General features: G+C 64.1%; 11 protein-coding genes and 1 pseudogene. 7 read left to right on the top strand and 5 right to left on the bottom strand.

All coding sequences use genetic code 11. The features are described from left to right. Nucleotide 1: 1 nt before the first annotated feature. Nucleotides 2-1,123 carry a DUF362 domain-containing protein gene (locus tag Q0K17_RS02480; protein ID WP_294539538.1) on the bottom strand — a complete coding sequence of 374 codons (1,122 nt, stop codon included), beginning with the start codon at nt 1,121-1,123 and terminating at the stop codon, nt 2-4. Nucleotides 1,124-1,422: 299 nt separating this feature from the next. On the opposite strand from Q0K17_RS02480, the gene Q0K17_RS02475 reads away from it, so the two are divergent. Then, complete coding sequence (locus Q0K17_RS02475; RefSeq protein ID WP_294539537.1) at nt 1,423-2,556, top strand: hypothetical protein; 1,134 nt, start codon at nt 1,423-1,425, stop codon at nt 2,554-2,556. A gap of 84 nt (nt 2,557-2,640) precedes the next feature. Here the strand turns inward: Q0K17_RS02475 and Q0K17_RS02470 are convergent, their stop codons facing one another. Continuing rightward, the gene (locus tag Q0K17_RS02470) at nt 2,641-3,519 is read right to left on the bottom strand and encodes an undecaprenyl-diphosphate phosphatase (RefSeq protein WP_294539535.1); all 879 of its coding nucleotides are present in this window, start codon (nt 3,517-3,519) and stop codon (nt 2,641-2,643) included. Nucleotides 3,520-3,658: 139 nt separating this feature from the next. Here Q0K17_RS02470 and Q0K17_RS02465 point away from each other — a divergent pair, with 139 nt between their 5' ends. From Q0K17_RS02465 to Q0K17_RS02455, 3 genes are all read left to right on the top strand, one after another. Continuing rightward, on the top strand, nt 3,659-4,324 hold the full coding sequence (locus Q0K17_RS02465; protein ID WP_294539533.1) for an HAD family hydrolase: 666 nt from the start codon (nt 3,659-3,661) through the stop codon (nt 4,322-4,324). Between the two features lie 24 nt (nt 4,325-4,348). Continuing rightward, nucleotides 4,349-5,539, top strand: a complete 1,191-nt coding sequence (locus tag Q0K17_RS02460; protein WP_294539531.1) for a pyridoxal phosphate-dependent aminotransferase — start codon at nt 4,349-4,351, stop codon at nt 5,537-5,539. Between the two features lie 100 nt (nt 5,540-5,639). Continuing rightward, nucleotides 5,640-6,758, top strand: coding sequence for a L,D-transpeptidase family protein (locus Q0K17_RS02455; RefSeq protein ID WP_294539529.1), 1,119 nt, complete (start codon nt 5,640-5,642; stop codon nt 6,756-6,758). Between the two features lie 422 nt (nt 6,759-7,180). Here the strand turns inward: Q0K17_RS02455 and aroD are convergent, their stop codons facing one another. Genes aroD through Q0K17_RS02440 form a run of 3 tightly spaced genes read right to left on the bottom strand, consistent with a single transcriptional unit; the run spans nt 7,181 to nt 10,034 of the window. After that, entirely contained in the window at nt 7,181-7,966 is a 786-nt protein-coding gene (aroD, locus tag Q0K17_RS02450; protein ID WP_294539527.1) for a type I 3-dehydroquinate dehydratase, read from the bottom strand. Between the two features lie 13 nt (nt 7,967-7,979). Next, nucleotides 7,980-9,419 (bottom strand): oligosaccharide flippase family protein, encoded by a 1,440-nt coding sequence (locus tag Q0K17_RS02445; protein ID WP_294539525.1) that lies wholly within the window; start codon nt 9,417-9,419, stop codon nt 7,980-7,982. Nucleotides 9,420-9,452: 33 nt separating this feature from the next. After that, nucleotides 9,453-10,034 (bottom strand): YgjP-like metallopeptidase domain-containing protein, encoded by a 582-nt coding sequence (locus Q0K17_RS02440; RefSeq protein WP_294539524.1) that lies wholly within the window; start codon nt 10,032-10,034, stop codon nt 9,453-9,455. Between the two features lie 166 nt (nt 10,035-10,200). Here Q0K17_RS02440 and Q0K17_RS02435 point away from each other — a divergent pair, with 166 nt between their 5' ends. From Q0K17_RS02435 to Q0K17_RS02425, 3 genes and pseudogenes are all read left to right on the top strand, one after another. Beyond that, nucleotides 10,201-10,911, top strand: coding sequence for a methyltransferase (locus tag Q0K17_RS02435; RefSeq protein WP_294539522.1), 711 nt, complete (start codon nt 10,201-10,203; stop codon nt 10,909-10,911). A 123-nt stretch (nt 10,912-11,034) separates the two neighbouring features. Continuing rightward, the gene (locus Q0K17_RS02430; RefSeq protein ID WP_294539520.1) at nt 11,035-11,811 is read left to right on the top strand and encodes an ABC transporter ATP-binding protein; all 777 of its coding nucleotides are present in this window, start codon (nt 11,035-11,037) and stop codon (nt 11,809-11,811) included. An 88-nt stretch (nt 11,812-11,899) separates the two neighbouring features. After that, nucleotides 11,900-13,005: pseudogene (locus Q0K17_RS02425) on the top strand (hypothetical protein); the annotation flags it as partial.

The following is a 13,005-nucleotide window of genomic DNA, read 5'->3' as shown; positions in this document are numbered from 1 at the left end:
CTCACACCTTCTTCAGCACATAGTCCTGGGTGCCCAGGCCGATCTTCTCCGCATGGTCCAGGCACTCCCGCCAGGTGGCGGCGGGGGTCACGTCGATAAAGTTGTCACCGCAGCAGGTGAAATTCTTGTCCGCCCGGTGTTCGCCCAGCAGGCTGTCGGGCAGGGGCTGGGCGGCCAGCACGGCGTCGGCGCAGGCCCGGTCCAGGGCCACCGGGTCAAAGCTGGCAAACATGCCGATATCCGGCACGATGGGGGCGTCGTTCTCCCCGTGGCAGTCGCAGAAGGGGGACACATCCACCACCAGGCTGATGTGGAAGTTGGGGCGCCCGTGGCAGACGGCCATGGCGTACTCCGCCATCTTGCAGTCCAGCAGGGCGTTGGCGTTGTCGTCGGGGGCGTAGATGGCGTCAAAGTTGCACCGGCCGATGCACCGGCCGCAGCCCTTGCACAGATCCTGGTCGATGACCGCCTTGCCGGTGTCGTAGTGGATGGCGTCGGAGCCGCACTCCTTGGCGCACTGCTTGCAGTTGCGGCACAGACCAGGCTGCACCACCGGCTTGCCGGACTTGTGCTGTTCCATCTTGCCGGCGCGGGAGCCACAGCCCATGCCCAGGTTCTTCAGCGCGCCGCCGAAGCCGGTGGACTCGTGGCCTTTGAAGTGGTTCAGGGAGATGACGATGTCCGCGTCCATGATGGCCCGGCCGATCTTGGCGGTGGGGCAGTATTCGGCATTGGGCACCGGCACTTCGATGTCATCGGTGCCCCGCAGGCCGTCACCGATGATGACCTGGCAGCCGGTGGTCATGGGCCAGAAGCCGTTCTCCTGGGCGGCGCCCAGGTGTTCCAGGGCGTTCTTGCGGCGGCCCGGGTACAGGGTGTTGCAGTCGGTGAGGAAAGGCAGACCGCCCTGGGATTTCACCACGTCGGCCACCGTCTTGGCCCAGTTGGGGCGCAGGAAGGCCAGGTTGCCCGGTTCCCCGAAGTGGATCTTGATGGCCACGAACTTGCCGTCCATATCGATCTGGCCGATGCCGGCGGCCTTGATGAGTTTTTCCAGCTTTTCCTGCAGATTGGTGCCCGCATGCACCCGGAAGTCGGTATAATACACGGTTGCTTTTTCCATGATAACACAGCCTTTCCCAGACAATTTCCGAATCAGGGGGACAAAACCCCATGATGGTATTATAAGACCGATGTTTCCATTTTGCAAATTTCTGGAATTTCACATTTTACCGCGTGACAGGCCGCGGCGGTTATGGTATACTAAAGGATACAATTTGATTACAATTGCCGTGCACGGCGGGAGAAATCTTCCGCCGCGCTTGGTTTGAGCCTTGGAGGTGCTTTTTCACGATACTCTCAAGCAAAGGTCTGCGCCGCGCCCTGGCGGGCTGCGCAGCGGCCTGCCTGCTGGCCGTAGGAATGCCCACCCCGGCCCTGGCCGCCGACGATTTCGACACCACCCTGAACCAGCTCAGCGAGCTGCAGTCCCTGGCCGAAAGCTATGCGGACAAGCAGGGGGATGACACCGACCCCATCGAGCTGATGCTGGCCTACACCCGCATGGGCGCCTACAACGACACGGTCTGGCAGCTCACCGCCGGGTCCAAGGACCCGGATTTCGAGACCTATGTGCTGGACCAGAACGGGGACCTGGCCGACCTGATGGGGATGGGCAGCATCAGCCTGCCCAACGGTCAGTCCATTGATTTCGGCCATCTGCTGGCCTCCATCAACCTGGTCTACCGGGGGGTGCCCATCACCGGCAGCTGGGGCGGCGACTGCATGGAGCTGGCCCAGCAGTTCAGCGGACAGGCCTCCGACGTGGACGGCTACATCTCCCTGATGCAGAGTTCCCTGGGTTCGGAGGACGGCACCAGCACCTTCGGGGCCGAGGACCTGCGGGCCGACCTGGACTCCATCAACATCGGCTCCCAGCTCACGGCGGACACCAACCTGGCCGACCTGATGCGCACCTATTACGCCGACCTGTCCGACTATGACCGGGCCTACCGGTTCACCGCCCTGAGCTTCGGCAATGTGAACACCGGCAACACCAACGATTTCCGGGAAACGGTGTACTCCACCCTGACCTCCGACGCCGGCATGCAGCTGCTGCTCTACCTCAAGGGGATGTGGACCTCCGACGGCTGGACCATCAACAGCGATGCCGAACCCGCCCTGCGGGGTGCGGCCTACGTCTTTGCGGATTACCTTTCCTCCGCCGTCAACGGGGAGCAGGTCAAGTCCGACGGCAGCGCCCTCAAGGCCATGTCCGGGCAGTCCTTGTCCGACGCCCTGAACGCCCTGGGCGAAAGTGATGCCGCCAACGCCGCCCTGGGCGCCCTGAGCAGCGCCGCCGGTGCGGCCAATTCTTCCTCCGGCGCCGTGTCCGACGCCCTGGACGAAGCCACCGCCACCCTCAAATCCGGGTTCAATGCCCAGGTATTCCAGCTGGTGCTGCTGGTCATCGCCGCAGCCGCCCTCTTTGGCATGATCGTGTTTTTCGCCCTCATGTCCCACCAGATGCGCCCCCGTTCCCGCCGGCGCCGCTGAGTTTTTCCAAAAGACTGCAAAGACCCGCCCTGCCATTGGCAGAGCGGGTCTTTTTTTCGTGTATGGGGGTCGCTGCGTCCGGATTCAGGCCGCCGCGGCAGGGGCTTTCAGCACAAAGGTCTGCACGCCCCAGATGATGAGCACCACAACGCCCAGGGCGATGCGGTACCAGCCGAAGACGGTGAAGGTGTGGCGCTTGACGTAGTCCATCAGGAACCGGATGGCCAGCATGGAGATGAGGAAGGCCACCACACAGCCCACCAGCAGCACGATGACCTCGGTGCCGGTGAGGGTGTTGCCGTCCAGGAAGAACTTGACCAGTTTCAGGGCGCTGGCGCCGGCCATGACCGGGATGGCCAGGAAGAAGGTGAACTGGGAGGCGCAGGGCCGGGACAGGCCGCAGAGCATGCCGCCCAGGATGGTGGCGCCGCTGCGGGAGGTGCCGGGGATCATGGCCAGCACCTGCCAGGCGCCCACCTGGAGTGCCTGCTTGTAGCCGATGTGGCTGAGCTTGGTGGTGCGGGGCGGACGGGGCCGGCGCTCGATGAGGATGAAGGCCACGCCGTAGATAATCAGCATGGCGGCCACCGTGATGCTGTTGTACAGGTGGGTATCCAGCCAGTCATCCAGCAGGAATCCCAGCACCGCCGCGGGCAGGCAGGCCACGATGATCTTGTACCACAGCCGCATCACCGGCCAGCGGAAATGCCGGCCGAAGCCGCTGTCCCGCCCGTTGTCCCGGCAGAAGGGCCACAATTTTTTGAAGTAGAGAACCAGCACCGCCAGGATAGCACCCAGCTGGATGACCACCCGGAACATTTCCATAAAGGCGTCGCTGAGCTGGAATTTCAGCACCTGTTCGGCCAGGATCATGTGGCCGGTACTGGAAACGGGCAGCCATTCGGTGACGCCCTCGATCACGCCGTATACCACGGCTTTCAAAATTTCCACAAGTAAATCCATTGTCATATCCCCCTATTGTATCCTTTATCATACCATACTTTTATGCATTTGGCACCCTGTTTTTACACCTTTTACAAATTCCGCCCCGATTGACAGCCGCGGTATAATGAACACATAAGGATTCGCAGAGGTGGAAAGTATGTACAAGACCGTGATCTTTGATCTGGACGGCACTTTGCTCAACACGCTGGACGACCTGGCCGACGCCGGAAACCGGCTGTGTGCCCATCAGGGCTGGGAACAGCATCCCGTGGACGCCTACCGCTATTTTGTGGGCAACGGCATCCCCAAGCTCATCGAGCGTCTGGCCCCGCCGGAGCAGCGCACCCCGGAGATCCTGGCCGCGGCGCTGGACTGGTTCAAGGCCGACTACGGCGCCCATATGCGGGACAAGACCGCCCCCTATCCCGGCATCAAGGCCATGCTGCAGCATCTGCACGCCGCCGGGGTGCAGATGGCGGTGTTTTCCAACAAAGCGGACGCCCTGGCCCAGGCCGTGGTGGCCGATTACTTTGATATGTCCCTCTTTGCGGTGGTGCGGGGCCAGCGGCCCGAAGTGCCCACCAAGCCCGCACCGGAAGGCACCAAAGCCCTGCTGGCCTTTCTGAAGGCCGACCCGGCCAACACCCTCTATGTGGGGGACAGCAACGTGGACATGCAGACGGCCGGCAATGCGGACCTGGACGGCTGCGGCGTGCTGTGGGGCTTCCGCACCCGGGAGGAACTGGAGGAAGCCGGCGCCAAATACCTGGCCGCCGACGCCGAAGAACTGGAACAGATCGTGCTGGGCCATCCCGGCCGCTGAGTTACGGAAAGGGGTATCGTTTGTATGATCGCACAACACTATGTGGACATGCTGGGCGGCAAGTCGGTCATCCGGCAGCTGTCCGAATGGAGCACCGCCCGGGGCAAGGAGATCGGGTACGAGAACGTCTTTGACTATTCCCTGGGCAATCCCAGCGTGCCCTGCCCGCCCAAGTTCACCCAGACCATGCTGCACCTGCTGCAGACCTGCGACCCGGTGACTTTGCACGGGTACAGCCCCACCCTGACCATCCCCTCGGTGCGGGCCGCCGTGGCCGAAAACCTGCGCAGCCGGTTCGGGGTGCCCTACACCGCCGACCACATCTTCATGACCACCGGCGCCGCCGGCGCCCTGGCCCATGCCCTGCGCTGCGTGGGGGTGCCGGGGCAGAACATCATCACCTTTGCCCCCTTCTTCTCGGAGTACACCCCCTATGTGGAGGGCGCGGGCATGACCCTGCGGGTGGTGCCGCCCCGGGTACAGGATTTCCAGATCGACTTTGACGGCCTGAAAGCCCTGCTGGACAAGGACACCGCCGCGGTGCTCATCAACACCCCCAACAATCCCTCCGGCGTGGCCTACAGCCCCGAGACCCTGCGGAACCTGGCCGCCTGCCTGCAGGCCGCTTCGGCCAGATTCGGCCACCACATCTTCCTGATCTCCGACGAACCCTACCGGGAGATCGTCTTCGGCGGCGCTGCCCAGCAGCACCCTGCCGCCTATTACCCCGACACCCTGACCTGCTATTCCTTCAGCAAGAGCCTCTCCCTGCCCGGGGAGCGCATCGGCTATGTGGCCGCCAACCCGGCCTGCGAAAAAGCCGAGCTCATCGTGCCCATGTGCGGCCAGATCAGCCGGGGCACCGGCCACAACTGCCCGCCCAGCCTGATCCAGCTGGCGGTGGCCGAATGCCTGGACGTGACCAGCGACCTTTCGGTGTATGAGCGCAACATGGAGCTGATCTATGCCGAGCTGGTGCGGCTGGGCTTCACGGTGCTCAAACCGGGCGGCACCTTCTACATCTTCCCCAAGGCCCTGGAGGCGGACGCCACCGCCTTCTGCCGCAAGGCCCAGGACTATGACCTGGCCCTGGTCCCCGGCGACGGCTTCGGCTGCCCGGGCTACTTCCGCATGGCCTACTGCATCGAGACCGAAAAGGTGGAGCGCAGCTTTGAGGCCCTGCGCCGCTTTGTGCGGGACTGCTACGGCCGGTAAACCGGTAAATACTGGCAGCGCCCCGCCTTCCCCCTTCCGCCACATATACTGACAGAAAAGCCCTGCGCTTTTCCATCCACACCGAAAAGGGGAGTTTCCTATGCCCACATCCCGCCGACCCGACCGCCGCCCTGACCGGGCATCCTATGTACCGCAGCACCCGGTGACCGCTGCTGCCAAGCGGCGGGCCGCCGCCCGTCGGGCTGCCCGCCGCCGTCAGGCACGGGTCAGGCTGATCGTCTGTCTGGCAGCCCTTGTGCTGATCTGCACCAGCGTGTTCCTGCTGCTCAACCGTCCCAAACCGGACACCGCCCCCGCCGGCGGCGCCGCCTCCGATGCCGTGGCCGCCGGGACCGAGGCGGAAACCCCTGTGACCGAGCCCACCCCGGACCCGGCCCAGGCCCGCATCGACGAGGCCACCGCCACAGCGTCCGCCAACACCACCGGCACGGCGCCCGCTGTCACCGACCCGGATACCTGGAACCAGCGGGGCAAGGAGCTGATGGACCGGCTGAGTTCCGACGAGTTCTTTGTCAAGGAAGGCATCAATGTCAGTGAAAAGGCGGGCTTTCCCTACCTGATCGCGGTGAACCGGGCAGCCTCCACCGTCACCGTCTACACCCTGGACGAGGAAAAGCGGTACACCGTGCCTTATATGGCCATGGTGTGCTCCGGCGGTTCGGACACCCCCCTGGGCTTCTTCGCCACCCCGGTGGATTACCCCTGGCGGCTGCTCAGCGGCAATGTGTACGGCCAGTATTCCACCCGCATCTGGGATTCCTACCTCTTCCACAGCGTGCCCTACTACAGCCAGCACAAGGACGACCTGGAATACGACGAGTACAACAAGCTGGGCACCCTGGCCTCTCTGGGGTGCATCCGGCTGGCCGTGGCGGACGTGAAGTGGATCTACGACAACTGTGAGCTGGGCACCCGGGTCATCATCTATGACGACGAGAACGACCCCGGCCCCATGGGCAAACCGGGCACCATCTACACCGACCCCGCCGACGAGACCCTGCGGGGCTGGGACCCCACCGACCCCGACCCGGCCAACCCCTGGGATGACAAGTACCTGAGCGGCACGGCCATCCGCAGTCAGGCCGCCTGGGACGAATGGAACGCCGCCCAGGCCGATGGCCGCTGGTCCTCCAGCCTGACCCCCACCGACCTGCAGGGCTACAGCACCGATTCCAGCGTTGTGCCACCGCGGGGATAAACACCGAAAAAAGCAGACAGTCCGCAAAGGGCTGTCTGCTTTATTTTTTGGTTGTTTATGTAGACGCGAAGCCCTTCCTCTCTATCGGAAAGCTTCTGAAACGTCATTTTAATCCATTCCTTGCTCACCGGCCCCAGCCGGTGAGAAGGCCGTCGTAAGGTGGCCGCATCCCAGCGGGGCAAGGTTCTTCGACCAACCAATGGCCGCTGTTCGCGGCCGGGTGATAGAGGAATCAACACTTCGTGTTGTTTTTCCTATCGTGCCGGACACGATAGGAAAAGCCGCAGCCCTGGTCGGCGTCCACCGCATCGAAACGGTGGCACTTTTTCGCTTCCTTTTTGGTGACAAAAAGGAAGGACCAACCGGCAGACTGCCGTCCGCCATAGCAACCACCATTTACCAAAAGGCTACGCAAGGAAGTTTTATTGCATCGCCTTCCCCACCGCCTCCATGGCCGCCCGCAGGTCCCGGGCGTCGGGCTGGCCGGGGGCGCTGGCGGCGCCGCCCACGGCGCCGAAGCTGGCGCACACCCCGAAAGCCCCGCCGCACAGCCGGGTCACCGCACCCATGGGCCCCATGGCCATGGTGATGAGGGGCGTCTCCGGCCGTCGGGCCGCCGCCTGGGCGGTGGCCTGCAGCAGTCGGGCCGCATCCGCCGCGTCCCGGGGCATCACGGCCAGCTTGGCCACATCCGCCCCTGCATCCGCCATGGATACCAGCAGGTCGGTCATGGCGACGGTCACCGGCGTCTTGTCAAAATCGTGGCAGCTGAACACCACCGCCGCCCCTGCCTGATGGGCGGCCCCCAGCAGGGACCCCCGCAGGGCCTCCCCCACTGAGAACTCCACATCCAGCAGGTCGAACCCGCCGGGGGCTTCCTCACAGAGTCCTTCCAGCAGGGCAGCATATTCCTCGGGGGTCAGGTCCGCCGGACCGCCCTCCCGGGCGGTGCGCACCGTGGCCAGGATGGCCCGCTTGGGCGCCGCCTTGCGCACCGCCGCCAGGGCCTGGGCCGCCGTCCGGGGCGTCAGGGTTTCCAGGGCGTCCAGCCGCACTTCCAGCAGGTCCGCTGCCTCCGCCGCCTGCACCGCCAGTCCGGCCAGTTCCGCCGGGGTCGCCGCCGTCAGGGGCACGATCACCTTGCAGCTTCCCGCCGTGGCCCGGGCCGGTGCCGAAAGCACCGTCCCCCACACCGTCACATCCGCCATACTGTTGCCTCCTTCAGGACTTCTTGCGCCGCAGCCGTCCAGTCACCATGCCCAGCAGCTTCTGCGCCATGCTGTATACTTCCCGGAAATTCAGCCCGCAGACCACCATGGTCAGGATGGTCACCGGGGCCACCCAGTTTTCCACATAGAACAGCACCCAGATCTCCACCAGGATGAGCCCCAGATTGACGATCATCCATTTGGGGTGGAAGTCGATATACAAAAGCCCCCGGGTGGAGTAGGCCCGCAGCAGGAACACCAGCAGCAGGGACAGGAAGCTGGCCGAGGTGGCCCCCACCGGTCCCATCCACAGGATAAACAGATAGTTCAGCACCAGGTTGAGCAGCGCCCCCGCCAGCATGGTGTACAGAGAACCGGAAGATTTTTTGTACACAACGTACACGCTGTTCAGGAAGTTGTTCAGGCAGGTGCACATGGACGCCAGCACCAGGAAGGGCACGAACTGCCATGCGTCGTAGTAGTCCGCCCGGAACAGGTGCATCATGGGCTGGCACAGCCAGATGATGCCCGCCGCACAGCAGAAAAGCATGCTGGCGTACACCCGGAACACCTTGCTGAAGAAGGCTTCCCGGTCCTCCTCCACCGTCACGGCGGAGAGCTGCCATGCTTCGTAGAAGAACTGCCCCACAAAGGTAATGATCTGGGGCAGATAGTACCCGGTACTGAGCAGGCCCACCCAGGCTTCGCTGCTGCGGCCCTCGTAGCCGCCGCACATGGCCTGGACATAGAACTGGTCGGAGGCGTTGATGATCCAGAAGCTGATGGATGCCGGGATCATGGGCACGCAGTAGCGCAGCATCTCCTTCCAGAGAGAGGCGCTGAACTTGCGCAGGTTAAAATAATGCCGGCATCCCCCGGCCAGGAACACAAAGACGGCCGAACACATGTCCGAGCAGAAGAGGGCCAGCAGATAGCCGGTGGCTCCCATGTTCAGCACGCTGAGGAAGAGGAAATAGAACCCCAGCAGGGTCAGGGTGGTGAGCACACCGTCGATGGCCACCAGCCGGTTGCACATCCGGGCGCGGATGAACTGGGTGCAAAGGGTGCGCAGGCAGCTGGCCAGCACGCACATATACAAAAGCACCAGGTAGGATGCCGCGTTGGGGATCACCCGCACCAGCGGCCAGAAGAGCACCATCAGGGCAAATCCGGCCAGGATGGTGGCCAGACCGTTCATGAAGACGCTGGATTTGTCCTTGGTCTTATCCAAGCCGAAACGGATGACCGCATAGCTGACCCCCAGGCTGACCACCGGGATCAGCAGGTTGGTCACGCTCTGCATGAGCTTGATGACGCCCATGACGTCGGGGCTTTCCAGGGCGTAGGTCAGGTAGGGCTGGATGAACAGACTGACCAGCTTGGAGCTGAAGTTGGAGATGGCAAACAGCAGTGTGTTGCTCACCAGCATGGAATACTTTTTATTGTCAGACAAAGGGCGGGCCTCCCTGCTTTTGATAGGATTGGGTCATTCTATGCCCGGTGGGGGCACCGGGGTGCGCAGCAGCGCACGGCGGGCCTTGTAGTCGGGCAGCACCCGGCCCACGGCGGCCCAGAAAGCCGGACTGTGGTCAGGGTGGGCAAAGTGGCAGAACTCATGCACCACCACATATTCCTGGGCGGCGGCAGGCATGGTGCACAGCCGCAGCGAAAAGGCCAGGGTCCCGGTGCGCAGGCTGCAGGACCCCCACCGGGTATGCATGTCCCGCACCGCCACTTTGGGCATCCGCCCGCCGGGGCAGGTGGAGGCAAACACGGGGTAATAGGCCTCGCACAGGGCCTGCATCCGGGCCAGGGCTTCGGTTCTGGCGGGCAGAGGCGTTTTTTCCTCCGTCTGCCGGCGCAGGGTGAGCCGCTGTCGGGCCTGCCGGACCCAGTCGGCCCGGGAAGCCACAAAGGCATCCACCGCCGACACCGGCACCCAACCGGCCGCCGAGACCGCCACGCTGCCGTCCGGCCGCACCCGCAGGTTGATGTTGCGCACCCGCCGCCGGGTCAGGGCATACTCCACCCCGCCGGCGCTGCGCCGGGTGGTTTTGCCTTGGGTCATGGCCACCGCCCCCTTTCGACCCCATTCTTCTTTGCCTATTGTACACGTTTTGCTCCCCAAAGGCAAATCCTTCCCCTTTCTTCCGATGCTGCGCCGCTTATGGTATAATAATGGGCAGAATTCCGGCGGTTCATCAGCCGCCGGTCATCCAATAAGGAGAATGGTCATGTCTGTTGAGATTCTGGACAACGGTACCCGGGTACACACCGCCCCCGGGGCCACCTTCGGCTCCGACGCCTTGCTGCTGGCCCGGTTTGCCCCGCCCCGCCCGGGGGAGCGGGCCCTGGACCTGTGCAGCGGGTGCGGCATCGTGGCCCTGTGCTGGCACGATATGGGCCACCGGGGCCCCTGCACCGCCCTGGAACTGGACCCGGAGGCCTCGGCCCTGTGCGCCGCCTCGGCGGCGGACAACGGCCCCTTGGCCGCCCACATCACCCCGGTGTGCGGGGACCTGCGGCAGTTCTGTCTGCCCGGTCCGGAGCGGGAGCGGTTCGACCTGGTGGCCTGCAACCCGCCCTACTTCCACGGCGGCATCCAGAGTCCCGCTGCCCGCAGGGCCGCCGCCCGCCATGACGATACCTGCACCCTGGCCGACCTGGCCGCCTGTGCTGCCCGGGCCCTGCGCCACGGGGGCCGGCTGGCCCTGTGCCAGCGCCCCGAGCGGCTGGCCGAGGTCTGCGCGGTGCTCTGTGCCGCCGGCCTGGAGCCCAAGCGGCTGGCGCTGGTCAAGAACCGGGCCGGGGACCGCCCCTGGCTGTTCCTGCTGCAGGCCCGCAAGGGCGGCAAGCCGGGGCTGGAGTTCCTGCCCGACGTGCTGATTGCCGATGGCGCCGCTCTGTATGGCGCCCCGGAGGCAAAAACAGGAATGGGGCACTGAAAATTTACATTTCCCGGCCGGGAAAGGGGGTTCCCGCCTGTCTCCGGCTATGGTATGATAAGGTTATATCTGTTTCGACAATTGCCGCTGCGGCGGCTCTTTTGCCCGAAAGGAGGCGCCTTCGTGGCGGCAATCATCCACACCGAAAAATTGCGCAAAGTCTACGCCGTCGGCAAGGAGAGGGTCATTGCCCTCAACGACGTGGACATCAACATCGAAAAAGGGGAATTCTGCTGCATCGTGGGCCAGTCCGGCAGCGGCAAATCCACCCTGCTGAACCAGCTGGCCGGACTGGAAAAGCCCACCAAAGGGCGGGTGTTCATCGGCAAACACGAGATCAGTGCCATGGACGAGGACCAGCTGGCCAAGTTCCGGCAGCAGCATCTGGGGTTCATCTTCCAGAGTTACAACCTGCTGCCCAGCATGACGGCGGCGGAGAATGTCGCCCTGCCCCTGATGTTCAAGGGCATCCCGCCCAAAGAGCGGCTGGCCATGGCCCGCAAGGAGCTCAAGACCATGGGTCTGGGCGGCCGCGCCAACCACCTGCCCACCGAGATGAGCGGCGGCCAGCAGCAGCGGGTGGGCATTGCCCGGGCCTTTGTGAGCCGGCCCAAGGTGATCTTTGCGGACGAGCCCACCGGCAACCTGGACTCCACCACCTCCAAGCAGGTGCTGCACCGGATGCTGGAACTGTCCAAGCAGGAGCAGATCACCTTTGTCATGGTCACCCACGAGCCGTCCCTGGCGGCCTGTGCGGACCGGATCATCACCATTCTGGACGGCAAGGTCCAGTCCAACGTCCGCCAGCCGGAGGACGTAAAACAGAAACACCGCGACGAGCTGTTTGCCTCCATCCGGGACAACCTGGAGATCGGCGGCGCCGCGGCCAAGGAAGCCTGACGGCTCCCACGAGAGAGAGAAACGAGAAATTCCCAAGGAATTTTCAAAACGAGAAGAGAAAGAAGAAAACAAGAGGAGGAACCCACCCGTGAAACGCTCTGTACTGAAACTGACGGCCAGCCTGCTGTTGGCGGCCGCCCTGTTTGCGGGCCCGGTCATGGCCCCGGCCCTGGCGGAAGACACAGCTTCTGCCCCGTCCAGCAGCCAGCAGACCAGCACCCCGGACCCCACCCCCATCCCCCAGGAACCCGGCACGGCCAGCCCCCAGGGGGCGGCCTATGTGGTGGCGGCCACCGTCACCGACGTGGCGGGGGGCGAAGTGTCCACCGTGAACTGGGGCGACAAGGTCAACATCGTGCTGAAGATCGTGGACCGGGCCTCGGCCAAGTTCAACGTCAAGCCGGAGGAGATCGTGGCCCGGGTGAACTCCTCGGTGTTCACCTTCACCGGCACGGCGGAGATCGGCCAGTTCTATGAGGAGAACGATGACCCTACCGGCCAGAATGACCCTGCCTACAACTATTACAGCTATGTGCTGCTGTTCCGGGACGTGATCTACAACGGCGGCGGCACCAGCCTGCCCATCGACCTGAGCTACATCGACAACGCCCTGCCCATGCAGCAGTTCTCGGTGAACATCGGCCAGTGTGTGGACGAGGACCCCAACGACCCCAGCAAGGCCCGGGCCCCCAGCCTGATCGTACGGCAGTCCAGCTACGGCAATGAGACCATCACCGCCGGCAGCCCCTTCACTTTGTCCCTCACCGTCTATGCCGCCTCCGGCACCGAGAGCCTGTCCGACGTGGTGGCCTCCCTCACCCTGCCCGAGGGCGTGACCATGACCGGCGGCAGCCTGTCCACCTATCTGGGGTCCATGAGCCCCCAGTCCACCCGGGATGTGAGCTTCAGCCTGCAGGCCTCCGCGGGCTTTACCGGCGGCGTGGCCGACATCACCGTGAACCTGGTGGGGGCCGGCGCTCTCAGCGGCAATTCGGTCACCGGCTCCACCGTGATCTCGGTGCCCATCAGCCAGCCCGATCGGTTTGAGGTGGGCCAGCTGCAGATCAGCGATACCATCTATGTGGGCAACTCCACCAGCGTGACCCTGAACTTTGTGAACAAGGGCAAGAACCCGGTGTCCAACCTGGAAGCCACCATTTCCGGGGAAAACCTGGGCGCCGACCTGACCCAGCA

The organism is uncultured Gemmiger sp., from assembly GCA_944388105.1.
Classification (GTDB): domain Bacteria; phylum Bacillota; class Clostridia; order Oscillospirales; family Ruminococcaceae; genus Gemmiger.
Note: the sequence above shows the minus strand (reverse complement) of the source record. Positions and strands in the feature narration are given on the sequence as shown.

What these genes read in the sequence shown, in the direction of transcription:
- Q0K17_RS02480 (WP_294539538.1), bottom strand. Translation starts at nt 1,123, where the DNA reads ATGGAAAAAGCAACCGTGTATTATACCGACTTCCGGGTGCATGCGGGC.
- Q0K17_RS02475 (WP_294539537.1), top strand. Translation starts at nt 1,423, where the DNA reads ATGCCCACCCCGGCCCTGGCCGCCGACGATTTCGACACCACCCTGAAC.
- Q0K17_RS02470 (WP_294539535.1), bottom strand. Translation starts at nt 3,519, where the DNA reads ATGGATTTACTTGTGGAAATTTTGAAAGCCGTGGTATACGGCGTGATC.
- Q0K17_RS02465 (WP_294539533.1), top strand. Translation starts at nt 3,659, where the DNA reads ATGTACAAGACCGTGATCTTTGATCTGGACGGCACTTTGCTCAACACG.
- Q0K17_RS02460 (WP_294539531.1), top strand. Translation starts at nt 4,349, where the DNA reads ATGATCGCACAACACTATGTGGACATGCTGGGCGGCAAGTCGGTCATC.
- Q0K17_RS02455 (WP_294539529.1), top strand. Translation starts at nt 5,640, where the DNA reads ATGCCCACATCCCGCCGACCCGACCGCCGCCCTGACCGGGCATCCTAT.
- aroD (WP_294539527.1), bottom strand. Translation starts at nt 7,966, where the DNA reads ATGGCGGATGTGACGGTGTGGGGGACGGTGCTTTCGGCACCGGCCCGG.
- Q0K17_RS02440 (WP_294539524.1), bottom strand. Translation starts at nt 10,034, where the DNA reads ATGACCCAAGGCAAAACCACCCGGCGCAGCGCCGGCGGGGTGGAGTAT.
- Q0K17_RS02435 (WP_294539522.1), top strand. Translation starts at nt 10,201, where the DNA reads ATGTCTGTTGAGATTCTGGACAACGGTACCCGGGTACACACCGCCCCC.